Source organism: Verrucomicrobiota bacterium JB022, from assembly GCA_030673845.1.
Classification (GTDB): Bacteria; Verrucomicrobiota; Verrucomicrobiia; order Opitutales; family Oceanipulchritudinaceae; genus WOUP01.
The window spans coordinates 249,628-273,631 of sequence record JAUTCQ010000003.1 but is presented as its reverse complement, the minus strand read 5'-3'; the positions used below and the strand labels follow the sequence as shown (position 1 = coordinate 273,631).

General features: G+C 64.7%; 19 protein-coding genes. 14 read left to right on the top strand and 5 right to left on the bottom strand.

What is annotated here, in order from left to right; translation table 11 throughout:
• Positions 1 to 3 precede the first annotated feature (3 nt).
• A complete protein-coding gene (locus Q7P63_02870; GenBank protein MDP0499020.1) occupies positions 4 to 822 on the bottom strand; it encodes an ABC transporter substrate-binding protein in 819 nt (272 codons plus the stop codon).
• Positions 823 to 892: 70 nt separating this feature from the next.
• Here Q7P63_02870 and Q7P63_02865 point away from each other — a divergent pair, with 70 nt between their 5' ends.
• From Q7P63_02865 to Q7P63_02805, 13 genes are all read left to right on the top strand, one after another.
• Positions 893 to 1,189, top strand: coding sequence for a DUF2470 domain-containing protein (locus Q7P63_02865; protein MDP0499019.1), 297 nt, complete (start codon positions 893 to 895; stop codon positions 1,187 to 1,189).
• A gap of 203 nt (positions 1,190 to 1,392) precedes the next feature.
• A complete protein-coding gene (locus tag Q7P63_02860; GenBank protein ID MDP0499018.1) occupies positions 1,393 to 2,721 on the top strand; it encodes a hypothetical protein in 1,329 nt (442 codons plus the stop codon).
• Positions 2,714 to 3,748, top strand: a complete 1,035-nt coding sequence (locus Q7P63_02855; protein MDP0499017.1) for a MoxR family ATPase — start codon at positions 2,714 to 2,716, stop codon at positions 3,746 to 3,748. The genes Q7P63_02860 and Q7P63_02855 overlap by 8 nt, the downstream gene beginning before the upstream one ends.
• Positions 3,745 to 5,325, top strand: a complete 1,581-nt coding sequence (locus Q7P63_02850; protein MDP0499016.1) for a hypothetical protein — start codon at positions 3,745 to 3,747, stop codon at positions 5,323 to 5,325. The genes Q7P63_02855 and Q7P63_02850 overlap by 4 nt, the downstream gene beginning before the upstream one ends.
• Positions 5,322 to 6,320 carry an ABC transporter ATP-binding protein gene (locus Q7P63_02845; protein ID MDP0499015.1) on the top strand — a complete coding sequence of 333 codons (999 nt, stop codon included), beginning with the start codon at positions 5,322 to 5,324 and terminating at the stop codon, positions 6,318 to 6,320. Before Q7P63_02850 ends, Q7P63_02845 begins: the two co-directional genes overlap by 4 nt.
• Positions 6,317 to 7,681, top strand: a complete 1,365-nt coding sequence (locus tag Q7P63_02840) for a hypothetical protein (protein ID MDP0499014.1) — start codon at positions 6,317 to 6,319, stop codon at positions 7,679 to 7,681. The genes Q7P63_02845 and Q7P63_02840 overlap by 4 nt, the downstream gene beginning before the upstream one ends.
• Positions 7,678 to 8,550, top strand: a complete 873-nt coding sequence (locus tag Q7P63_02835) for a DUF58 domain-containing protein (protein MDP0499013.1) — start codon at positions 7,678 to 7,680, stop codon at positions 8,548 to 8,550. Before Q7P63_02840 ends, Q7P63_02835 begins: the two co-directional genes overlap by 4 nt.
• The gene (locus Q7P63_02830) at positions 8,547 to 10,241 is read left to right on the top strand and encodes a hypothetical protein (GenBank protein ID MDP0499012.1); all 1,695 of its coding nucleotides are present in this window, start codon (positions 8,547 to 8,549) and stop codon (positions 10,239 to 10,241) included. The genes Q7P63_02835 and Q7P63_02830 overlap by 4 nt, the downstream gene beginning before the upstream one ends.
• Complete coding sequence (locus tag Q7P63_02825; GenBank protein MDP0499011.1) at positions 10,241 to 12,763, top strand: VWA domain-containing protein; 2,523 nt, start codon at positions 10,241 to 10,243, stop codon at positions 12,761 to 12,763. Before Q7P63_02830 ends, Q7P63_02825 begins: the two co-directional genes overlap by 1 nt.
• 107 nt (positions 12,764 to 12,870) lie before the next feature.
• Complete coding sequence (gene trkA, locus Q7P63_02820) at positions 12,871 to 14,226, top strand: Trk system potassium transporter TrkA (protein ID MDP0499010.1); 1,356 nt, start codon at positions 12,871 to 12,873, stop codon at positions 14,224 to 14,226.
• Between the two features lie 4 nt (positions 14,227 to 14,230).
• Complete coding sequence (locus Q7P63_02815; protein ID MDP0499009.1) at positions 14,231 to 15,706, top strand: TrkH family potassium uptake protein; 1,476 nt, start codon at positions 14,231 to 14,233, stop codon at positions 15,704 to 15,706.
• 62 nt (positions 15,707 to 15,768) lie between these two features.
• Positions 15,769 to 15,936: a hypothetical protein gene (locus Q7P63_02810; protein ID MDP0499008.1), complete on the top strand. Its 168-nt coding sequence runs from the start codon at positions 15,769 to 15,771 to the stop codon at positions 15,934 to 15,936.
• Positions 15,936 to 16,526, top strand: coding sequence for a hypothetical protein (locus Q7P63_02805; GenBank protein MDP0499007.1), 591 nt, complete (start codon positions 15,936 to 15,938; stop codon positions 16,524 to 16,526). Before Q7P63_02810 ends, Q7P63_02805 begins: the two co-directional genes overlap by 1 nt.
• An 8-nt stretch (positions 16,527 to 16,534) precedes the next feature.
• Here the strand turns inward: Q7P63_02805 and Q7P63_02800 are convergent, their stop codons facing one another.
• From Q7P63_02800 to nth, 4 genes are all read right to left on the bottom strand, one after another.
• Positions 16,535 to 17,815, bottom strand: a complete 1,281-nt coding sequence (locus tag Q7P63_02800; protein ID MDP0499006.1) for a hypothetical protein — start codon at positions 17,813 to 17,815, stop codon at positions 16,535 to 16,537.
• Between the two features lie 3 nt (positions 17,816 to 17,818).
• Complete coding sequence (locus tag Q7P63_02795; GenBank protein MDP0499005.1) at positions 17,819 to 18,469, bottom strand: PspA/IM30 family protein; 651 nt, start codon at positions 18,467 to 18,469, stop codon at positions 17,819 to 17,821.
• A gap of 381 nt (positions 18,470 to 18,850) precedes the next feature.
• Positions 18,851 to 19,600 (bottom strand): PEP-CTERM sorting domain-containing protein, encoded by a 750-nt coding sequence (locus Q7P63_02790; protein MDP0499004.1) that lies wholly within the window; start codon positions 19,598 to 19,600, stop codon positions 18,851 to 18,853.
• 246 nt (positions 19,601 to 19,846) lie between these two features.
• Entirely contained in the window at positions 19,847 to 20,509 is a 663-nt protein-coding gene (nth, locus tag Q7P63_02785; GenBank protein ID MDP0499003.1) for an endonuclease III, read from the bottom strand.
• Between the two features lie 111 nt (positions 20,510 to 20,620).
• Here nth and gcvPB point away from each other — a divergent pair, with 111 nt between their 5' ends.
• A complete protein-coding gene (gcvPB, locus tag Q7P63_02780; protein ID MDP0499002.1) occupies positions 20,621 to 23,596 on the top strand; it encodes an aminomethyl-transferring glycine dehydrogenase subunit GcvPB in 2,976 nt (991 codons plus the stop codon).
• Positions 23,597 to 24,004 lie beyond the last annotated feature (408 nt).

Sequence of the window (24,004 nt, the reverse complement as noted above, 5' to 3'; positions counted from 1 at the left end):
GACTTATTCGTCGGCGGAGCCGTGGAGGATCTGCGCGAGATCGCGGGCGGCCTCGCCGGCGCGCGGGCCAAAGCTGAGGTAGTAGCCGATGTCCAGCGGCACGACTTTTACCGGCAGCTCGGCCAAGGTCGGGAGGTTGACGGCGGCGAGCAGGCTTTCGCGGCTGGTATTGGCGGTGCCCGGCATCACGCCGATCAGCAGCACCTCGGGGTTTTCTTCGAGGATCGCCTCTTCGGAAACCTGCTTGTAGCCCTCGAAATCACCAAAAACGTTGTGGGCACCGGCCAGCTGCAACATGCCGTCGCCCATCGTGCCGCGACCGGCCGCACGCCCGCCGCCAAAGTGCGCGAGCATAAACACGGTGCGCGGAGCGTCCTTGCCCTGCGAAATCTCGGCGGCCTCGGCAAAGTCCTTTTTGATGTCGGCGATCAAGGTCTGGGCCTTCGCCTCTTCGCCCAGCTCCTGGGCCACGACTTCGATGGCGTGGTAAAGGCTCTGCTCGTCGCGCGGGGTCGGCACGAGCGTCAAGGGCACCCCGCCCTGGCGCAGCTGAGCGGCTGCCGCCGGCGGGCCGAGGTCGTCGGTCGCGATAATCGCGTCGGGCTCCTGCGAGAGCACGCCCTCGGCACTGATGGCGCGGATGTAGCCGACCTGCGGCAAGGCGGCCGCTGCCGGCGGGTAGGTGCTCGATTGGTCGGTCGCGATCACGTCATCGCCCTGCCCAAGGGCATAGACGATTTCGGTAGCCGCGCCGCCCAAGGTCACGAGCCGAGCGGCATGGGCTGCAGTCAAACCGCCCAGAACCAAGGCAGCGATCATCATGAAATTGAATCCGCGTCTCATTAGGAGCTTGAAATTGCGGATATTGCGACTCAGGATCAACTTTAAAATTATGGAAGCTCAAACATTCGCTTTACCCGAGGCTGCCGCCCAACGTGCCATTGAGCACATGAACGACGATCACGCGGACGCCCTGCTCCGCTACGCGCACTTCCACGGAAAACGCCACGATGCCACCGCCGCGACGATGACTGGTCTTGACGCCGCTGGATTCGATCTTCGTATTGATACGGCAAACGGTCAGGAAGACCTGCGCATCCCGTTCGCGGAGCCCTTGCAATCGAGCCAGGACGCCCACACGCGTCTGGTCTCGATGGCGATTGAGGCGCGCAAGGCTCTCGGCCGCTAGTTCTTTCGTTGGCTTTTGTTCAAGTCGCTTCTGCGCAACAAGTCAAAACACACGCTGTCCGGGCCACGTCACCACCTTTGGCCAGGCAGGGCAAAGCCCGGGCAGCACCTTTGTTTCCGTGCGTGGCCGCGAGCCAACGCATAAACGTAAAGAAACGCTTGTCGTAGGGGCGGTTGCCGCTTTTGCTGAAGGCGTCTCCCGTTATGAGTGTGCCTCCTGCGACTGAACTCACGGCCGACGCCAAGCACTGGCGTAGCCTCGTCGCAACTACGCGCCGGAGCATCCACCTCGCCCGCCTGGGGGAGCAACTGGCACGTTGGGGCCTCTGGCTCGCTTTTGCCGCCATCCCCGCCGCCCTGCTGCTGCAAGAGTTGTGGCCCCAATCGCCGGGCTGGTGGTGCGCCGCCGTGCTGGGCGGAAGCGCGCTCGCCATTGCCGTGCTCAAAACCTGGCGACGCCGCACCCGCACCGAGGCCGTAGTGATGGATGTCGACTTGTGGCTGGGCTTGCACCACCGGCTGGTGCTGGCGTGGCAGGGCATCCTCCCATGGCCCAGCCCCCAACCGCGCCGCCCGCTCTTTCGCTGGCACTGGCAACGCCCGGCCCTGCAGGCGCTGGGGGCAGTCGTTTTGCTCGCCATCGCTACGCTGCTCAGCTCTTCGCCCGAGCCCAAAGCCGAAGACCCCTTCGCCTTCAACCCGCCGGAAGACTGGTCGCGCATCGAGGCGATGCTGGACCAGATGGAAGACCTCGACGTGGTGGAGCCGGCAGCGCTCGAACAGTGGCGCGAGCGGCTGGAAGACCTGACCCAACAGGACGAGCAGCGCTGGTTTGACGGGGCGAGCCTCGAAGCCACCCAGAAGCTGCGTAACGACCTGCAGCGTGAGTTCGAAGACATGGCCTCGCAAATGGCAGCCGCCTCGCACGAAGCCGGCGATGGACAACCTTGGGAAAGCGGTGGCACCGGGCAGCAAGGCTGGGAAAAGCTGGTCGACGACCTCGCGATGGGCGACCTGCCCTTGCAACGCGAGCTGGTCGACAAACTCTCGCAGATGAACCAGAACAACCCGCCGGGGCTCGATCAAAAGACCGCCGACCAGCTGCGCCAGCGCATGCGCGATGCTTCCAACCAGGTCGCGCAATCGCTGGGGCTGTCGCCCGACGATCTGGAGCCATATTTTGGTCCCATGCCGCAACCGGGCGAGCCGGGCGAAAATGGCGAAGGCCAAGGCGGTGAGGGCGGCCCCGATGAAGGCGGCGGCACTGCGCCCATGATTTTGCAGCCGTTTGCCGACCTGCCGACTCCCGGCCTCGAAGAGCAGCTGGCGGCCGAGCTGGACCCCAACCGCGCCTTGCCGGGCGATACCCTCGGCGTGAGCACCGCCGGAGCCCCCGAGGAGGCCGCCGACTTTAACGGCAGCGCCCAGAGCCGCGCCACGCTGGAGACTGGAGCCCGCAGCGACGCCCGCCTTTCCACCCGCTTCCGCCCGCGTGAGGCGGAGGTGATCGAACGTTATTTCCAAGATGAGTGACCCTCGCCCCCCGATCCTGTCCGATGAACGCCTCAACGCCGCCCACGCCCAGGTGCGGCAACTCGTCGAGGCGCTGGAAACCGCCGTCTACGGCCAACGCGCGCTGCTCGAAAGAGCCGTATTGGGCCTATCGGCCGGTGGCCACATCCTGATCGAGGGCCTGCCCGGCCTCGGCAAGACCGAACTGGTCAAAGCCCTCGCCGCCGCCACCGGGCTGGAGATGAAGCGCGTCCAGTTTACGCCCGACCTCTTGCCGGGCGACATCTCAGGCTCACACGTGGTCCAGATGGTCGACGGCGACCGCCGCTTCGTGTTTCAGAAAGGCCCGGTATTTTGCCAGATCCTGCTGGCGGATGAGATCAATCGCGCGAGCCCGAAGACTCAGTCGGCCCTGCTCCAGGCGATGCAGGAAGGCGAAGTGACGGTACTGGGCGAGACGCACACGTTACCCCACCCGTTCTTTGTCGTGGCGACGCAAAATCCGATCGAGCTGGAGGGCACTTATCCGCTGCCGGAGGCCCAGCTCGACCGCTTTTTGCTGAAGCTCGACATCCGCCGCACGGGGCTCGACGACCTCGAAAAGATCCTCTTCAACCGACGCCCGGGCCAAGGCGGCAGCGGCGTGCCCACCGTGATGAACGCCGAGGGCCTACTGGCGCTTCAGCAAACGGTGCAGGAGGTTTATCTACCGCCCGTGGTGGGCCGCTATATTGCCCGGCTGGTCGAGGCCACCCACGCCGATGCCTCCAAGGCAGCCGCACACGTGCGCCACGGGGCCAGCCCGCGTGCGGCCATCGCGCTCGCGGCCGTCAGCCGGGCGCGCGCGCTCCTGCATCAGCGCCCGCACGCCGACTTCAGCGATGTGCAGGCCATGGCGGTGCCCGTGCTCCAGCACCGCATCATCCTCGACCATAGCGCCCGCCTCGACGGCTTGACCGGCGCGGGGCTGGTCGAACGCCTGTTGCAGGAAGTGCTGCCACAAGAAAAGAACCTGCCCGACATCCTCCAACCGCTGCCCCAAGGATGAAGCCGCACCGTCTATTCCTTGCCTGCCTCGCGCTTCTCAGCCTTTCGAGCGTCCTCCAAGCCGCGCCACAACCGGAAGTCGACCCCGCGACGGGTGCCTTGATCAGCGTGGAAACGCTGCGCGCCGACGATGGTTTTGTGCGCGATTACACGCCGCTGCGTATCGTGGTGAGCAACCAAAGCGACCGCGAGATCAACTTCACGCCCCAAGTCCACATCTGGGATTATGGTAGCGAGAGCCTCACCTTTAACGGCCCGAAAACGCCCGTCGCCGCTCAAAGCACCCGGACGATTGAAATGGCCATCAGCTCACGCGAGCGCAACTACGCCACATTGAACGAAGTCTATGGGTTTTCGATCAACGATCCCGGCACCCGTAACGTGCTCTGGAGCGAAGCGGCCGACCGGCTGATCGGCGCGGCGCGGGAGGGAGAGTTGCCACAAATGGACATGCGGGTGCTACCGCAGCGCCTGCCCCATCGCTTCGACGGGCTGCTGGGCCTGAAGGCGCTCGCCCTGAGCGCGAACGACTGGAACGGCCTCGACGCGGAGCAGCAAACGGCGATCCGCGACTGGGTGCGCCTGGGCGGGCACTTCATCGTTGCGGATGGCGCCGAAACCGGTTGGACGCCCGATTTCTGGACTGGCTTTGGTCAAGTGGACGTAATCCCGGGCGAAAACATGATCGCGCTATCCGCCCGCCTCGATGGCACAAGGACCCTGCCGCTCGCGCTGGAGCGGATCGACGAGCACGCCTTCGGCATGGGAAAGTCGCTGGAAATCCAGGACATGCTGCAGCCGGCTCGTCCGCCCTACGGGGTCTTGGGCGGTGTCGTGCTGCTGTTTGCAGTGATCGCTGGCCCGGGGGCTCTTTTCGCTCTGGCGCGCCCACCTCGGCAGCACCGCCTCTTTCTTATCGTGCCCGCCGTTTCGGTGGCCGCAGTAGTGCTGATCCTGGGGATTTCGCTGGCGGCAGAGGGCTTGGGCAGCAGCGGCGTCGCCCAGCGGATCCATTATCTGGATGCGCAACAGCAACGTGTGATGGTGACCCAAGCCGCCGAAGTCCGCTCCCGCCTGCTCACCAACGACCGCTTTTCGCTGCCGGCAGAGGCGACATTGATCCACCTGCCGCCCGACTCGGAGGTTTTCAACTACGATCAGTTCCAGCAGGAGAGGATCGAGGTCACCCCCAGCTCGGCCAGCGGCATCCTGAAAAGCCGCGCGCTGACAAGTCACCGCATCGTCGGCAGCTACCCGACGCAGATGAAGCTGCAGCTGGTCGAGGGCGCGACGCCGGAGCTGGTCTCGCTGCTGCCGGCCAAGCTGGACCAGGTGTGGCTGAAGGATGCGCGTGGCCGCTTCTGGAAGACCACCAACCTGCGGCTGAGCGAGCGGCGCGCACTGGAGCCGGCAGACGCCGACGAGGTGCCGCTCTCCCTCAAAAGCATGCCGGTGGGCACTCCCGTCTACCTCGCGGTGGGCGAAATGGAGCGGCCCTTGTTCGAGCCGGCCAAGGAGATCGACTGGCTCGCGATCGAAGACGTATTTTACGGCACACCGGAGGTGCTGCGACCATGAGCGAACCCACCCCACCCCCCATCCCGCCCGAGCAGCCTGCGCTGATCGCCAAGGGTCTCTACCGCAGCTTTGGCGATGTGAAGGCCGTGCAGGATGTCTCCTTTACGCTCCCGCGCGGCAGCGTGACGGGCTTTATCGGCACCAACGGCTCGGGCAAGACGACGACGCTGCGCCTGCTGGCGACGCTCGACTTCCCCGACGCGGGCCGAATCGTGGTCGAGGGCATCGACGCGCTGCTCTACCCCCGCGTGGTCCGCGCCCGCATCGGCTGGATGCCCGACACTTTTGGCGGCTACCCCAACCTCTCGGTGGTCGAATATCTGGAGTTTTTCGGGCGCGCCTACGGCATGCCCCAGCCCCAGCGCGATACCCGTATCGCCCAGGTGGTTGAATTTGTGGGCCTGCAGGGCCTCGTGAAGCGCCCCTGCACCAAGCTCTCCAAGGGCGAGGCGCAACGGGTGTCGCTCGCGCGCATGTTGTTGCAAGACCCTTCGGTGCTGCTGCTCGACGAGCCGGCGGCTGGCCTCGATCCGCGCGCGCGGGTGGAGTTCCGCAATCTCATCCTCGCCTTGCGCAACCAGGGCAAGACGCTGCTGCTCAGCTCGCACATCTTGGCCGATCTGGAGGCGATCTGCGACCAGCTCATCTTCATCAACCAGGGCAAGATCATCCACAGCGGCACGACCGAGAGCGTACACGCCAAGGCCCAGCCGGGGCAGCGCATCCGCGTGCGCCTGACCGCCAAGGCGGCCGAGTGGCGCGAATGGGTGCAGCTCCAGCCGGCGATGGCCCTGCAGGAGGAGCACCTCGACGGCGGCATCGTGCTGCTGGAGACGACCGGCACCGAAGCCGCGCGCGATCTCCTGCACCGCAGCATCCTCGCCGGCTTCCCCGTGCACGAGTTTCGCCAGGTGGAGGCGCGCCTCGAAGACGCGTTCATGCACCTCATCCAGCCGACGGAGCTGCCGACCACCCCGCCTCCCCTGCCGCAATGAAGCCGCGATTCCAAACCTTTCTGCCCATCGTACACCGCCAGCTCCAGCAGGAGTTGAGCTCGCGCTTCTTTGTCTGGGGCCTCGTGCTGCTGCATGCCGTGCTGGCCATCGTGGTGGTGTTCAACCTCTGGGTCTTGCCCATCGATGGCGCCAACTCGTTCGGGCTGGTCGGCGGCATCACCATGCTCTACCTCTTTCTTTACCTGCCGCTGATGGGTGTGGGCGGGCTCACGCTCGAACGGCAGGAAAACCGCCTCGACCTGATCCTGACCTCACGACTGACCGCCCGTGGCATCGTCTACGGCCAGTGGTGCGCGCTACTGGCCAAGATCGCGCTGGCAACGGCCTGTGTCGCGCCCTATGCGCTGGCCGTCCAGATGATCAACCCGCTGCCGCTCGACATGGTGGCAATGGGCGCGGGCGCGACGCTCTTTGCCTCGGCCCTGGCGTGTGCCATCGCGGTCTCGATCTCGCCGATCCAGAATACGATCCTGCGCTGGGCCATCATCGTGGGTGCCCTGATTTTTGGCGGGCCGGTCATGTCGGTCTTCATCTCGCTGATGACTCTGAGCCGAAGTCTGGGCTATGCGGCCCCTCCCGACTATCTGCTACTGAGCGTGGCGGGCATAACGCTCCTGCTGCCGGCGGTGCTGGCCCTGCTGGAGGTGGCAGCCTTGCCGTTTCGCTCGCCCTCGGACCGCCAACTGATGTCGCTGCGGGGCTTTGCGCTCTACTTCCTACTGCTCGGGGGCTTGTGCCTCATTGTCCCCGATTTTTACCACGATACCGCTCCGTCGGCCGTCGTGATGGCAATGTTCTGTGGGCTGCCCGTCCTGATGCAGACGCCGTTTTTCCACCCGCGCTATGGGCGCAACGGCCCTCCGGGGCTGTTGCGGAAGGCCTTTTACTCCACCGGCTGGTTTGGCGGTAGCGTATTGATCGGCTTTGTGGCGATCATCGGGATGCTAATGAGCTTCGTTTCAGATGACTTTTCGGCGGGGCCGGGCCTGATCGCGATCTTCGCCAACGCACTGCTCCTGCCGGTGCTGCCCGCCGTCTGGGGCAAAGCCTACCAGCACCGCAGCATCGGCAAGGTCTACGCGATTACCGCCGCCGGTGTCGTCGTAGCTTCGATCCTCACGGGGATGGTGCTCGGCATGGCGCGGATGGAGCTGCAAGACGTAGCCTTCCTGTTGCCCGTCCTGCCGCCCCTGGCCTTGATCCATTACGAGACCGGCGGCCCATCGCTGGACGGCTTCGACTTGCTCAACGTGCTGCTCTTTGTGGGCGTGCTGTTCATCATCCTGCTGGCCGGGCGTCGGACCCGGGTGGGCGAATCCGATGCCGTCGTGACCGAATGAGCGCCGAAGCCCCAGCCCTTGCCATCCCGCGCCAAGCCCGGGCCGATGCGATCGAGGCGGCGGCCAAGCTGGCCCTGAACCGCACTGCGCGCCACCGCCAGCGCATGACGGGCCGCAGCACGAGCCCGATGGAGGGCGCATCGCTGGAGTTCCAGGACCAGCGCGACTACCACCCCGGCGACGACTTCCGTCACCTCAACTGGCGGGCCTTTGCGCGCACGGACCGGCTGCTAATGAAGGTATTCGAGGCTGAGGTAAGCCCGTTGACGGAGGTGATTTTCGACCGCAGCGCCTCGATGTTTGCCCCCGAAGGCAAGGCGCGTCTGACGTGGGCGCTGTTGCTTTTTATGCTGGAGGCCAGTCGGCAAGAGGGCGCGCGCCTGCGCTTGTGGATGGCCGACCACCGGGGTCTGGAGGCGTTCGACCCGCGCGCGCTAGGGGGCGAGGCGGCGACGTTTGCCCCGGCGGCGGGCGCATCGGGTCCCCAGATCGACCAGCCTTTGCACAGCGGCTCACTCCGCATTCTGATCTCCGACCTGCTCTTTGGCGACAGCCCGGCCCCGCTGTTGTCGACGCTGGCCCGCAACGCCGGGGAGGCCTGGGTGCTCGTGCCGCAAGAGCCGTTGCCCGACCTGCTCGACGGCCAGACGACGTTTGATTGCCGCGAATCGGGTCGGCAGCGGGTATTGCGCGTCGATGCCGCCTTTCGCCGCAGCCTGCAGGAGCGTTACGACCGGCACCTGAGCGACTGGCAACGCAGCGCCCAAAGCCACGGCACCAGCCTGCTCCGCGTCTCACCCGCGCTGCCCTTCGTCGAAGCCCTGCGGCTCGACGGGTTGCGCTCCGGCTTTCTCCGCTACCGCACATGATCTTCACCCAACCCTGGGGGCTGCTCGGCCTGCTGGGCCTGCCCGTGCTGGTGTGGATCTACCTCTACCAGCGGCGCGGCCCGACCGCCCCGACCAACCTCTTTTTTCTCCTGCCCGACGCGGGGACCGATGCCACCGGGGGCCGCAAGCGCCTGCCCTTCCAGAGCACGCCCTCGTTCTGGCTCTACGCCGCCGCAATCCTGCTCGCGACGCTCCTGCTCACCGGCCCGGTCTGGATCGGGCAACGGGCGACCCAGCGCGTGGCCGTGGTGGTGGATGAGTCCTTCTCAATGGCCGCTTTTCGTCCCGAGACCGAAGCGGCGCTGGCGGAGATCGGCAAAACGCTGGCCGCCCGCAGCCGCCATACGGATTTCCTAGTGCTCGGGAGCCACCCGTCGGCCAACGTTTTTTATCGGGGCACGGAGGCGGGGGCTTTGGCCGGCAGCCTGCCCGAGAGCTGGCCAGCGCGCAACGGGCACGACCCGCTGGTGGCGTTGACGGCGGCCCGCGCCGCCGCCGGGACCGACGGTGTGGTCGTGTGGCTCACCGATCACCCGGAGATCGAGGGCCTGGACGACTCCGTAACGGTGGTCTCGGTCGGGCAGGCGCTGGAAAACGTCGGCTTTGCGGGCGTGACTTTCGAGAGTGGCCCACCCCTGGGCTGGCAGGCGCTGGTGCGCAACTACGGCGCGCAAAACCGTTCGCTGGAATGGTGGACGGAGGTGCCCGGGCAGGCCGATGCCGCTCACCAGACGCTTTCGCTGGAGGCTGGCGCGACGGCCACCCTCAGCGGCAATTTCCCCGCGACGCAGCGGCTGGTCTTGCACCTTTCGAGCGACGACTTTGCCCTCGACGACGCGCTGCCGCTCGTCCGCCCGCAGGAAAAATCACTCGCCGTGCTCCTGCAGACGGGCGACTTCGACGAGCCCCTCCGCCGCATGCTCGACGCGCTCGGCGCGATTCGTGAGACCGTGGGGAGCCCGGAAGTCACGTTTATACTCGGCGAGCAGGAGAGCGATGGCCCCACGGTGCGGTTTACCCGCTGGCCGGAGACGGTCAAGGGCCTTTGGACCGAGCCGACGCTGAGCACCGACGCGGCATTGATCCGTGGCCTGGAATGGGACGCGCTGGTGATCCGCCAGCCGCCCGGTGCCGCCCCCACCCCACAAGGCGAGGTGCTGGTGTGGAAAGGCGAGCGTCCGCTGGTGGAGCGGCGGGGTGACGAGCTGCGCCTGCACTTCGACCCACGCTTCAGCAACCTAGCCCGCGTGCCGGAGTTTCTCGTACTGCTGCACCGCTTCGTCGAAGAAGTACGGGTCGAGACGCCCGGTTACGAGCAGTCCAACCACGAGCTTTCGACCCCGCTGACGACGGCGCAGGCCCTGCAGTGGATCGTGGAGCCCGTCGGCCAACCCGCCCAACCAGTCTCAGCACTCGGCCAATGGCCCGCAGTGCCGTCCTTTATCGAAGGCTCGCGGGAAGGCCGCCTGCAACTGCTCGCCGCCGCCCACTTTGCCGACGCACGTGAGGCCGACTTTTCCGCCGCCGCTCTACGCGACGACCTGCCGACGCTGATGGAGGCCCGCAACCGCGCGGTCGCCCACCCCATCACGGCGCTCAACCAATTCATCCTGCTCCTGATCGGGCTCTGCCTCGCCGGCGCCTGGTCGATGGCTTTCAAACGCGGCTGATGACCCTCGCGCATCCCACCTGGCTCCTGATCGCCCTGCTTTACCCGGCGCTGCTGCTGTTTCTACCCCGCCACGTGGTCTTGCGACCCCTGCGCATCCTGCTGGCGCTGCTGCTGGCCCTGATCCTGGCCGAGCCGCAGATTCGCTTGCAGGACCGCGCGCCCGACCTCTGGGTGCTGGTCGACCGCTCCCTTTCCAACCGCGAGGAGATGGACGAGGTGTTTGCCCGCTGGTGGGCGCTGCTCGAAGACGCCCGTCCTCAGGACGCCGCACTGCACCGAATCGACTACGCCGAGGAACCGCGCGACGAGCTGGCGCGCCAGAGCGACGGACAGGCGCTGACCGGCTACGAGAGCCGCCTCGACACGGCCCTGCGGCAGGTCCTTTTGCGGCGCGAGACCGACACCCCCGCCCGCGTGCTAGTGTTGAGCGACGGCTACAGCACCGAGCCGCTGAAAGAGGTGGGCACTGCCGTGATGCGCGAAGGGCTGGCGGTCGACTACCGCCTGATCGAGGCCGAAGAGGCCACCGACGTGCAGGTGAGCGAGCTGGCCTTGCCCGGCGAGGTGCGCCCGGGGCAGCTCTTTCGCCTGAGCCTGCTGCTGGAGGGGCCCGACGGCGAGGTGCCCTACCGCCTGTTGCGCGATGGCCAGCCCGTGCACGAAGGCACGGCCAAGCTAAGCGGTGGCAGCGCGCGGCTGGCCTTGGCCGACCGGGTGGAGCGCGCGGGCGCTTACCGTTATGCAGTCGAGATCGAGCCGGAGACGGACGCCATCGAGGCTAACAACCGCCGCGAAGCCTGGCTGCGCGCGCAGGGCAACGGTCGCATCCTGCTGCTTTCCAAATATCGGAACGACCCGTTGGCCGACCTGCTGGCGGCAGCGGGCGCGGAAGTGGAACTGGTGCATGACTTCTCAAACCTGCACGAAGGCAGCCTGATCGCCTCGCGGCTGGTGATCCTCAACGACGTGCCCGCCCATGTGCTGCCCATCGGCTTCAACGCGCAGCTGACGGCGGCGATCCGCGAACAGGGCACGGGGCTGCTGATGGTGGGTGGCCCCAACAGCTTCGGCTCGGGCGGCTACTTCGGCTCGGCGCTGGCCGAGGTGCTGCCGGTGAGCATGGAGCTGCGACAGGAGCACCGTCGCCTCGCCACCGCTCTCGTGCTGGTGCTAGACCGCTCGGGCAGTATGAGCATGACGGTCGACGACGCCAGCGGCCAGCCGGTGACGAAGATGCAGCTGGCCAACGCCGGAGCCGTCTCGACCGCGGCCCTGCTCGGCAACCGCGACGGCCTGGCCGTGCTCGCGGCAGACACCGAGGCGCACGTAATCGTGCCCATGACAACCCTCACCGGCAACCGCGAGGAGGTCTTCCGGCGCGTGGGCGGCATCACCTCGATGGGCGGCGGCATCTACGTGTTCAAGAGCCTGCTAGCGGCCTGGGAGCAGCTCCAGGAGGCGCAATTCGGCCAGCGCCACGTAATCCTTTTCTCCGACGCCAACGACTCCGAAGCAGCAGAGGGCTACGAAAAGCTGCTGCCCGAGATGCGGGCCGACGGCGTCACGGTGTCCGTCATCGCACTGGGCACGCCCGAAGACGTCCATGCCGAACTACTGAAGCACATCGCCGAGCTGGGCGGTGGCCGCATCTTCTTCACCGACCAAGCGCAGGAGCTACCCGCCCTCTTTTCGCAGGAAACGGTGACGATCGCGCGCTCGGCCTTCGTGCAAGATGTGACGCCCACCGAGCCGACGCTGGCCTGGAGCCAGATCAGCAGTGCGCCGCTGGAGTGGTTGCCGGAGGTGCCGGGCTACAACCTCGGCTACCTGCGCGACAACGCCAACGGCGCGCTCTTTACCACCGATGCCTACCAGGCGCCGCTGGTGGCTTTTTGGCAACAGGCGCGCGGGCGCGTGATGGCCGTGACCTTCCCCGTGGTGGGCGACGGCGCGCTGCAGACGGAGCTGTGGGGCGACCGCGGGGCCTTCCTGCGCAGCATTGTCGATTGGACCGCCCGCCCCGATGTGCCCGCCGGGCTCGCGATCGAGAGCCACCGCGAGGGCTCGCGGCTGACGTTCGATTTTTACTATAGCGACGACTGGATCGGGCCGCTCAGCACAACCCCGCCCGCGCTCGAACTGTCGTCCGAGGCTCGCAAGCTGGCCCCGGCCTGGGAGCGGATGGAGCCCGGGCACTTCCGCACCAGCGTGCACCTGCCCCCCGGCGAGACCTTTACCGGCGGCGTCAGCGCAGGCAGCAACTTCGTGCCCGCCGGGCCCTTTGCGCTCAGCACCTCCGCCGAGTTTGTGCGCAACCCGCAGGCGCGGCGCGAGCTGGCCGCCCTCTCGAACGCCAGCGGGGGCACCCTGCGCCAGAACCTCGCCGACAGCTTCCAGCCGCTCCCCGGCAAGCGCTCCTACAGCCTGCGGCCCTACCTGCTCGGCCTGCTCCTTCTGCTGGCCCTCGCCGACGCCGCGTTGACGCGCCTGCAGTTGAGGACCCTCTGGTGGCGGCGGTAAAAGTGGCATAACCGCGAAGCACTTCACTGTATCCATTCCAAATACAGGCTAAAATCACTGGGGAAAACGCTTCCCTTTCGGTGAAAGTGCTCTAGCCTGCCCACCCGATGAAGATTGTCATTGTCGGCGCGGGCGAAGTCGGGACCTTTCTGAGCTGGACCCTCAGCAACGAGGGGCACGACGTGACCGTGATCGAGTCCAACCTCGAGCGCGCGACCGCGATCGATGAGGAGCACAACGTCAAGGTGATCCAGGGCAACGGCAGCAGCGCCGGGGTGCTCAAGAAGGCAGGCGTCGACAGTTGCGACTGCTTCCTCGCCATGACGCGCGACGACAAGACCAACCTCATCGCCAGCTCGCTGGCCAAGGTGCTGGGCGCACGCCTGGTGGTGACGCGTAACCACGACCAGACGTATCAGGACAATTCGCTCGTCAACTATCGCTTGCACTTCGGGATCGACGTGATGATCAACCCCGAAGGCCTCAGCGCGGTCGAGCTGGCCAAGACGATCCGCAATCCCGCGCGGGTGGCGGTCGAGAACTTCGCCCGCGGCCAGATCGAAGCCCAGCGCGTGCGGGTCGACAAGAGCGCCAAATGGCGGGGGCGCAGCCTGCGCGACATCCGCCTGCCGCAAGACATCCGCATCGGCTTTATCCGTCGAGGCGAGCAGGAAGACGTGCCCCACGCCGATACCGTGCTGGAAGAGGGCGACATCGTCACGATTTTTGGCCCGCCGCACGACGTGAGCCGCATCCGGGGCAAGTTTGACCCGCACAGCGAGGCCTCGACCGCCCGCGTCGTCATCCTGGGCGGCGGCGAGACGGCGGTGGCGCTCATCCGCCTGCTCAGCAGCTCGCGCTTCCGCATCCGCATTATCGAAAAGAACGCCGACAAGTGCCAGCGGCTGGCGGAAGCCTTCCCCCACGTCACCATTATACGGGGCGACGGCACCAAGCTGCGCCTGATGGAAGAGGAGCAGGTGGGCGATGCCGACTACTTTGTCGCCAGCACGGGCGACGACGAAAACAACATCATGGCGGGCATCCAGGCGGCCAAGCTGGGGGCCAACCACGTGCAGGTGGTGCTCAACAAGAGCGATTACGAGGAAATGCTCAACCACCTGCGCTCGACCCTCGGTATCGAGTCCCTCGTCTCGCCCCGGCTCGTGACGCTCAACGAGGTGCAGCGTTACCTGAGCAAGGAGCCGTACATCGAGCTGTTCCAGTTTCCGCGCCAGCAGGTGCGCATCCTCGAGATCGGCGTTAAGAACGATTCGCCCGCCGCCGGCAAGGCCCTGCGCGAGATCGCCTGGCCTCAAGGCTCCGTCGCAGTCGCCCTGCTGCACAAATACAGTGTGAAGGTGCCGGGCGCCGACGACCAGATCCTCGGTGGAGACCGCGTAGTGGTGATCGCCCGCGAAGACACGGTGCCCAAGCTGTTGCGCCTGCTCGGCCACGCCTAGCCGTATGAATTACTCCATTGTCATCCGCCTGCTCGGCACGATTGCCGTCACCATCTGCCTCGCCTTCCTCCTCAGTTGGGGTGTCGCCTGGTTTCTCGACGATGGCAGCGACTGGGCGGGCCCGGCGCGTTGGGGTTTTGGGATCAGCACGGCAATCGCGGGCGCGATCGGCACCGCAGGCCTCATCCTTGGGCGGTCCAAGAACCACAAGATGTTTCGCAAGGAGGCGCTGGCCACGATCGGCCTGGGCTGGATCTTCGCCAGCGTGCTCGGTGCCCTGCCCTACTACTTTATCCTCCCCGGCATTCACTTTGCGGACTGTATCTTCGAATCCGCCTCCGGCTTTACCACCACAGGAGCCTCGATCCTGAGCGATCTGGAGCACATGCCGCTGAGCCTGCTCTTCTGGCGCAGCCTTAGCCAGTGGATCGGCGGCTTGGGGGTGGTGGTGTTCTTCGTCGCGCTGCTCAGCTTCCTCGGCGCAGGGGCCAAGGTGCTCTTTTCGCGCGAATCCAGCGCGCAGGCGGCCGATCTCGATGCCTCGCGGGTGCAACAGGGCGTGTTGAAGATCCTCCTGTTCTACCTCGGTCTTTCGGCGCTCTGCACCGTCGTGTTTCTCATGTGCGGGCTCAGCCTCTACGACGCGCTCAACCACATGTTCACGACGCTGAGCACGGGGGGCTTCAGCACGCGCTCCGCCAGCGTGGCCGATTTCAACAACCCGGCCTTTGAATGGGCGGTCATCGTCTTCATGGCCTTGGGCGGCTGCAGCTTTCTCGTTATCCTGCGCCTGATCAAGGGCGACTGGAAGTATCTCAGCCAGTCGACCGAGGTGAAGAGCTACTTCGGCATCATCGGCGGGGCCACGGCAATGGTGACACTCTTCCTCTATCTGGGCCTCAACGCAGACAGCTTTGAAGGAGCCGTGCGCGACGCAGCCTTCCAGGTGATCTCGATCATGACGACCACGGGCTTCGCGACCGAAGACTACCAGCAGTGGCTGCCCGCGACACATATCATCTTTTTCATCCTCATGATCATCGGCGGCTGCTCCGGCTCCACTGCTGGCGGCATCAAGGTGATCCGCCTCTGCGTGGCCTGGAAGGTGGCTCGCCATCACGTTGAGCGGGCCTACCGGGCTCGCGTTGTGCGCCCGCTGAAGGTCAACGACCAGCACCTCGACCAGAGCACGATCGATTCGATCATGGTCTTCCTCGTCCAGATGGCGATGATCTTCCTCGTGTCGACCCTCATCGTAGCCGTGCTGGAGCCCCAGCTCAGCTTTACGGGCAACTTCTCTGCCGTCGCCGCCACGCTGTTCAACATCGGCCCCGGCCTCGAAGAAGTCGGCCCTACGCAGAACTTCGCCTTCTTCCACAGCGGCACCAAGATATTCCTCTCGCTGCTCATGATCCTGGGCCGCCTCGAGCTCTACGCCATCCTCGCCCTCTTCTCCCCCGCCCTCTGGAAGAAGTATTAGAGGGCAGTGGGGAGACGCCAAATCAGCTTGCGGGAATACAAGTATTTTGTGATAGTAACCCCATGACGTGGGTGGTCTACAAGCGTCCCCAAGCGGACATCGAAGCCGAACGCCGGGCACTGGAATCGTTTGCTAAGAAAGCTACAGCCTCGCCTGAGGCTGCGCGCGCAGCGTTGCTGAAAGGCGGCTTTATTACAAAAGACGGGAAGTTGGCGAAGAAATACCGCTAATGTTCCGCACCTCCTGGGTTCTAGGCTTTCACGGTTGCGACCGAGCCGTGGGCGAACGTGTGCTGGCTGGGGAACACCTTCAACTGAGCCGTAATGACTACGACTGGCTTGGAGAAGGGATTTACTTCTGGGAAAACGACCCGCTCCGCGCCTATCACTGGGCGCTCTTCATCCAACAACATCCCCAGTTCTTCAAGACCCGCATCGATAAGCCCTTTGTGGTAGGGGCGATTATAGATCCCGGCTCATGCCTAGATCTCTCTGATCAAAGCTCGCTCACAACCCTTCAACGCGCCTACGAAGTATTTCGTGAAATAAGGAAGATGGAAGGGGGAGAGCTTCCCGAGAATAAGTCCGGCTTTGAGGGCGACGCCGACTTGATCAAGCGCCACCTCGACTGCGCCGTGATCAACTTTATGCATTATTTCCGCCAAGAAGAAGGCCTCGAACCGTATACGACTGTCCGAGGCCCATTTATGGAAGGGGAGCCACTTTATCCTGGGGCCAAGATCATGGCAAAGACGCACGTGCAAATTACCGTCCGTGATCCCGTGGCAATTCGCGGGTATTTCCGGGTGGCAGAGCTTTAACGCCCCCCCTACCGCCACTCGTGCTTGAAGTGGTGGTAGACGCGGCGGGCGTCGAGGCGTTCGAGCCAGGAGGCGAGCAGGATGATGACCAGACCCGCGACGCCGAGCAGGCTCCAGTGCCAGCGGAAGAGGCCGGTCCAGAGCGTGTAGGCGTTGTCACAGCCGGAGACGATCAACGCCAAGAGGGCAAACGTCAGCAACAAGCGCTCGCGCAGGTGGCAGGCCAGCAGAGCCGCACCGACCGCAAGCCCCACCAACGCACGCTCCATCAGCGGAAAAGCGTCTTCGCCCACGCTCAGCAGCGCCACGAGCATGAGCAGAAAGGCTGCCACGCTACGGATCCATTGGCCCTGCTCCACTGAACGGGTGAGGCTCCACAGCATCACCGGCACGGCATAGAGCAGCGCGGCAAAGGCCAGCAGTTCCTCGTGCCAACCGAAGAGCAGTTGCGCACCGAGCAGCCAGGCCGCAAAGCCCCAGAGCAAGCCCCCGGTCTCGACGATTCCCCGCAGCACGCGATTGCGAACGCCCGGGGCAAACACGCCATTGAAAAGGTAGGCAAGCGTCAGCGCGACCAGCAGGAAGAACGGCCCCTCGTCACCATGATGCCAGCATACCTGCCGGATCGGCAGCATGAGGATGGCGGGAAAGAACGCGACTTGCGCCAATAGGCCTTCCAGCCCCACAAAGCCGGGGGAGCTACGTCGCACCCGTTCGAGCACGACCACGGTAGCGATCAGCAAAGCGACCGTTATACCGGTGATCCACTGCGGATCGCGCCAGGTGGGCAGCAGGAGAAGCTGCCCCGCGAAGAAGCTGACCGCCAGCAACCGCGCATGTGAACGGCAAAGGGCCGACATGCCCAGCCACGAGACGAGCGCCAGCACCGGCAGCGCGAGGCCCAGTAGACTCCAGGCAGGCGCGCCCAGCATGAGGCCCTCAAAGCGTGCCTCGTAGAGCAGTGCGCTCAGTTGGCCGAAATGGGCGGGGACAAATCCAGCGGCCAGCCCCAGCAGCGCACGACCGGCGGCTGCATCTTGCCAGCGGCGCGTCACCAGCCAGCCGCACACGCCGATGAGCAGCGTAAAGCCGAGAAAGACGGCGTATTGGCCGAACGGGCCGCGCTCCATCAGATCGGTAAAGATAAACTTGCCCGCAGCAGACGCGAGCAGCAGGCCCCCCAGCCAACGGAGCAGGCGGGGCAGCGAAAAGCCCTCGTGCGGGCGAGCTTCTACCTCCGGAAGATTGGGGACGACGGTAGCGGGCAGCGGAGGTGGGGTGGCGTTCATGACTTAGGCCTGGTTGAGGTTCGACTTCAGTTCAGCCAGCTCGCGAGCCAGCGCGTCGCGCTCTTCCTCCTCGCGGAACTGCTGCTCCAGACGGTCGACGGGCTTCCCTCGCCCCATAGGGCGCTCCAGTTCACGCACGCGCACTTGCTCTTCCCAACGGTCGAGCAAGCGGCCCAGCTCCTCGTCGCCGCTCGCGGCCCGCGAATCCTGCTGCGCCCGCTGGCTCAGGTCGCGTGCGGCGAGGGCCTGCTTGCGACGGTTCAGCTCGCCAATCAGGCGGCGGCTTTCGTCCAGCTCTTGCTCCACCTCGTGGACCAGGCCGTCGAGCTGCACCAGCTCCTCTTCGCGTTGGCGGGCCAGTTCGGCGGCGGCCTTCTTGCGCTGGAGACACTGCAGGGCCAGCTCTTGGTTGGCGGTGGCGTTCTGAACGGCCCGGGTCTGCCACTGTTCGGCTTTGGCCACTGCGTCGCGCTGCTGCTGGTCGAGCTGCTCGCGCTCTCGTTGCAGACGCACGAGGCGCGTCTCAGCCGCCGCCAACTGCTGGCGTGCCTTGCCGAGCAATTCGTCGGCGACAGCTTCATGGTTCTCCACCTGATCGAGCAGGCGCGTCACCTCAGTGCGGAAATTGATGCGGATACGATTCCAGATACTCATGGTGCTTCGGATTGAAGGTTGTTCTTTCCTTTAATCACGAAGCGGGCCATCAAAACCATACATCCCGTAAGCTTTTGATGATCAGCATACATAAAGACTTCAACCATTAAACCCACAGGGAAATCCCAAAGGGCATCATACATTCTATGTCAGCCATCAAGACATATAATGTTGCCTCACGCCGAGCCGCGAGGGAGAGGATACGGGTATGCTACAACATGATAGAAATATGGCTTTCTGGGCTATCTCTCCATCCTCAACCAAGGCACGGATCTGCCTCGGTAGCGTTGACTCAGCACCAAGATCATGGAGACCCGCACAAAAAAGCCGCCGGGACTCGCTCCGGCGGCTGAAAAAAGGCAAATCCTGCCAACTCCGCTCTTAAGCGCGCAGGCGACGGCGGATGCAGGCGAAAGCAATCCCACAGAGGCCTGCCAGCGCGGCATAGGTGGAGGGCTCGGGCACGGCGGCAACCGGGAAAGCCGTGTCGATGGTCAGATTGTCGAGGGTAATCGACTGATCGGGCGTGGCCCCGGACTGACGAAACACGAACGCATCAAGCTCTCCGACTGACAGCGACGTCCCGACAATGTTGACAGAGTTGCGGTCGACCGGATCGATCCACAAGGTGGAGGATCCCGTTTCGAACGAATAGCTTAGAACGGCGGTGTAGGTAGTTCCGTAGGCCAGATCAGTAGCCCAAACCGATTGAGCTTCGCTGGTGTTGCTGGAGATGCCGACACGAAAGCCCGAAGCCGAGAAGGCTGCTAAATCGATGCGAGAAATGAAGGCGGAGGCATCATTGCGGAAATGCGCAAAATATTCGAAATCCACGCCCGTATAGCTTACCGGATCGGCAACGGAAAATTCGAAGCTCGCGAAAAGCTCTCCAGAGGTCTGCGAACCAAAACCAATCGCAACGTCTTCCGTGTCGCTATCGTTGATGGTAATGGCACCGGACGACACCTGGACTTGACCCGAAGTGCCCCCGGAAGTGATCCAAGGTGAATTGAGGGCACCTACCAGGCTCCCATCCGGATAGTTGAAGGACTCAACCACGAGTTGGCCGTGGGTGGCCCCGGCAAATGCGGCAACGGCGGTGAGAACAGACAGCGTATTTTTGTTTTTCACGAATGAACTTCAGGTTTCTTGGGTTTAGAGTCGCGGAGGGCTTAGGCGCCTAAATCTCATGCCTCGCTGTGAGACAACACAGGACGGCCGAGACAGGTTATCGCTCTAATAAGGCACTTTAATCCAAACGTTGGCGGGGGCCAAGAAACAAACGCCCCGTCGGCAAGAATTCCGTTATACCAAAAGTCGTAAGGGGAAGGAGGTGGCATCGCTCCTTTACCAAGTATTCGCGCTACCTGTGAAGCCCTACGCCTTCTTCGTCTTGCGCGCCGTTCTTCTCCCGGCGTTAACGTGGGGGCACATGGGGCAGGCCTCGGGGGAGCCGTCGCACTTTTTGCGGGCGGTGCAGTGGGCGCGGCCGTAGTAGATGAACTGCAGGTGCAGGTGGTTCCAGGTCTCCGGCGGGTAGAGAGCCTTCAGGTCGCGCTCGGTCTGGACGACGTTCTGACCGCTGGTGAGGCCAAAGCGCTGGGCCAATCGGTGGATATGGGTGTCGACGGGGAACGACGGGATGTCGAAGGCCTGCGCGCGCACCACCTCCGCCGTTTTGTGGCCGACGCCGGGCAGGGCTTCCAGCTCTTCGCTCGTCTGGGGCACCGCCCCGCCATACTGCGTGGTGAGGATGCGGGACAGTTCCTTGATCGCCTTGGCCTTGCGCGGGCCGAGACCGCAAGGGCGCACGATTTCGAGGATCTTTTCTTCCGGGATTTCGGCCATTTCCTGCGGCGTGCGCGCCAGCTCCCACAGCTTGGGCGTCACCTGATTGACCCGTTCGTCGGTGCACTGGGCGCTGAGTAGCACAGCTACTAGCAGCGAGTAGGCATCATAATATCTTAATGGGATGATGGGTTCTGAGCAGAAATCCTGGAGCTGTTGGTAGACAAAAGCGGCGCGTTCCTTTTTGTTCATGTCAAATCGTCGGCCTGAAACCGCTATCTTCAAGGGGTGGATGCGTCCAGCGCAAGCATGTTGACGCCGCGGTCGGCCCAAGCCACAACTTCCGAAGTCGAGAGCCATCTGATGTCCAAACTTCCGTACGATCCCAGCGCTTTTCCGCGCGAATCCCACCGCCACTACCTGCCTGCCTCCGAAGCGGAGCTGCAGGCGATGCTGCAACGGCTGAACCTGAGCAGCCTGGACGAGCTGTTTGCCCATGTGCCGGAGGAGGTGCGTTTTGCCAAGGCGCCCGACCTGCCCGACGAGCTGGGCTACGAAGAGACGGCCGCCCACGTCGAGGCCATTTCGCAGCGCAACCGTCCGCTGCCGGGCTTCCTTGGCGACGGCCTGCCGCACTTCAGCGTGAGCCCCATCGTGCCCTACGTGCTGGGGCTGCGCAAGCTGGCCACCGCCTACACGCCCTACCAGCCCGAGCGCTCGCAGGGCACCCTGATCTGCCACTGGATCTACCAGTGCGCGCTGACTTCGCTGACCGGCTTCGAGGCGATCAACAGCTCCCTCTACGATCGTGCGAGCGGGATCTACGAGGCCCTCGCCACCGCGCTCCGCATGCAGCGCAAGGCCGACATCGCCATCGTCTGCGACGGCCTTTACCCAGCCGACCTCGAAACCGTCGAGACGCTGATTGCCGATACCGAATTTTCGCTGGAGCGCGTGCCGCTCGACCCGACCACCGGCCGCATCTCCCTGACCGCCCTGCGCCGCAAGGCCGAAGAGCTGGGCAGCCGCGTGGGCGCCATCGTTTTCCCGCAGGTCAATACCCTCGGCCTGCTCGAAGATGTCGACGCACTGACCGACCTCTGCGCCGAGCTGGGCGTGCAGAGCGTGGCCGTGGTCGATCCGATGCTGCTCGGGCCCGACGGCCTGAAGGAGCCGGCAGCCTACGGCCAGAACGGTGCCAACATGATCGTGGGCGAAGCGCAACACCTCGCCATCGGTCCCAATTTCGGTGGTCCGGGCCTCGGTCTGTTTGGCGTGCGCTACAACGACGCCAACAAGAACGCCATCCGCTACACCCCCGGTCGCTACGTGGGCAAGGCCCTCGACGGAGCGGGCCGCGATTGCCGGGTGATGGTGCTCAGCACCCGCGAGCAGCATATCCGCAAGGAGAAGGCTACCTCCAACATTTGCTCCAACCAGGCCTTTCTCGCCACCCTCGCCGGCTCGGCCCTGCTTGAGCGCGGGGCGGAAGGGATCGGCACGATGCTACGCCAGGCCCGTGCGACCGCGGTCGAGCTGTTTGAGCAGCTGACCCGTTTTGAAGGCGTGCGCCCGGCATTCGAAGAGGCTCCGTTCTTCAACGAGCTGACCCTCGAAGTGCCGGAGCCGGTGGACGAGCTGTTGGCCGACGCCCGCAAGGCCGGTCTGCACCTCGGCGTGGACGTGAGCGACCGCATCGGCGGCGGCAAGCGCCCCCTGCTCAAGCTCTCGACGAGCGACCGCCAGGACGCGGACGTGGTGGCCCAGACGGTGGCGTTCTTTGCGGAGCGCTATGGCGAGCCGACCCAGCCAGCGGCTCACCTGCCCAAGGTCCCCGCGCCGCTCCAGCGCAAGCAGACCCCCAACCTTCCCCGCTATTCGCAGGAAAAGCTGCAGGACTATTACAACCAGCTCGCCGAGCTGAATGTGAGCCCCGACGACGGGATCTACCCGCTCGGCTCCTGCACGATGAAATACAACCCCTACCTCAACGAGTGGGCGGCCGCCCTGCCGGGCTTTGCCGATCTGCACCCGCAGACCCCCATTGAGGACGCCCAAGGCGCGCTGGAGGTGTTGTGGGAGTCGCAGGAGTGGTTCCGCAAGATCACCGGCCTCGCCGCCGTCACGACCCAACCGGTCGCCGGCGCGCAGGGTGAGCTGGTGGGCATCAAGCTCTTCCAGGCCTACCACCGCAGCCGTGGCGAACACCACCGCAAGGTGCTGCTGATCCCCGCCTCGGCCCACGGCACCAACTTTGCCACCGCCAGCATGGCCGGTTGCACCCTCGCCCTGCTCAAGGGCGGCGACAATGGCCTGATCGACGAGGCCGACCTCGATGCACAGCTCGCCAAGCACGGGGCCAACCTCGCCGGCATCATGGTGACCAACCCGAACACTACCGGCCTCTTCGAGCGCGACTTCAAGCGCATCGCCGACAAGGTCCACGCCGCCGGCGGCCTCGTCTACATGGACGGCGCCAACATGAACGCCATCGCGGGCTGGGTCGACCTCGGCGCGCTGGGCGTCGATGCGGTGCACAACAACCTGCACAAGACGTGGTCGATCCCGCACGGCGGCGGCGGCCCGGGCGACGGCTTCGTGGCCGTCAGCGCCCGTTTGCAAGACTTCCTGCCGGGCTACCAGATCGAGAAGCGCGGGGGCCGTTTCGAGCCCGTGCGCCCGCTCCACAGCATCGGCCGCTTCCACCGCCACTGGGGCAACTTTGGCCACAAGGTGCGCGCCTACACCTACCTCAGCCGTCTGGGCAAAGAGGGTGTGCGACGCATGTCTGCCGTGGCCGTGCTCGCCGCTCGCTACTGCCTCGCCAGCGCCAAGGAACGTTTCCCGCTACTCCCCGCCGGCAGCGACGAAAAGCGCATGCACGAGTTTATCATGACGCTGAGCAAGGCCGACTTTGAGCGCCTGGAGGCCGCCGGGGTCCCGCACGCCGCCGTCATCGCCCGCATCGGCAAGCTGTTCCTCGATTTCGGCTACCACGCGCCCACCGTAGCCTGGCCCGAGACCTATGGCGTGATGATCGAGCCGACCGAGAGCTACACGCAGGCCGAGCTGGACCGCTTCAACGAGGCCGTGCTCGCCATCGGCGAAATCGTGACCGAGCACCCCGAGGTGTTGCAGGTGGTGCCGCTCTTCATGCCTACCGAGCGCATCGACGAAGTGGCGGCCAACCGCAACCTCGTGCTCAACGCCCCGCTCGATGAGCTGCCCCCCATCCACCCGACCCCCGTGCCCGCGCAAGAGCTGCTCGACATGGATGTGCAGGCGCTCAAGGCCCGCATCGTCGCCGCCGCCCAGCAAAAGCTCGCGGCGCAGGCGTAGAGGGCGTCGTTCGTTTTTAAACTTCCCCGGGCGGCTTCGGCCGCCTTTTTTATGTCTGGGTGCAACCACCAGATGCCATCATAGCAGACCTCTTGTGCAGAAGGATCCACTGGCTCGAAGTAGCGCCAGCGGACGGGAACTACTTCGCCAACGTCAACGGGCTTATCTGCACCTTGACGATAGGAGACTTCCCGGACGAGCCGTTGTGGACACTTCGTTGCGGGGTAGAATGCTGCAAGCTTGATGATACACCTGCTTCCTGGTCCTTTCCCGAGGGTCAGAATCTTCAGGATTAGCCGAGATGATGCGCTAATCCTCTGTTTGCCTTCACCTCCTGCCGTTCAAAAACGAATGTTTTAAGTAGAGCTTTACTTTTGCGGGTATAGGCGCATAAGTAGAACTTGATTG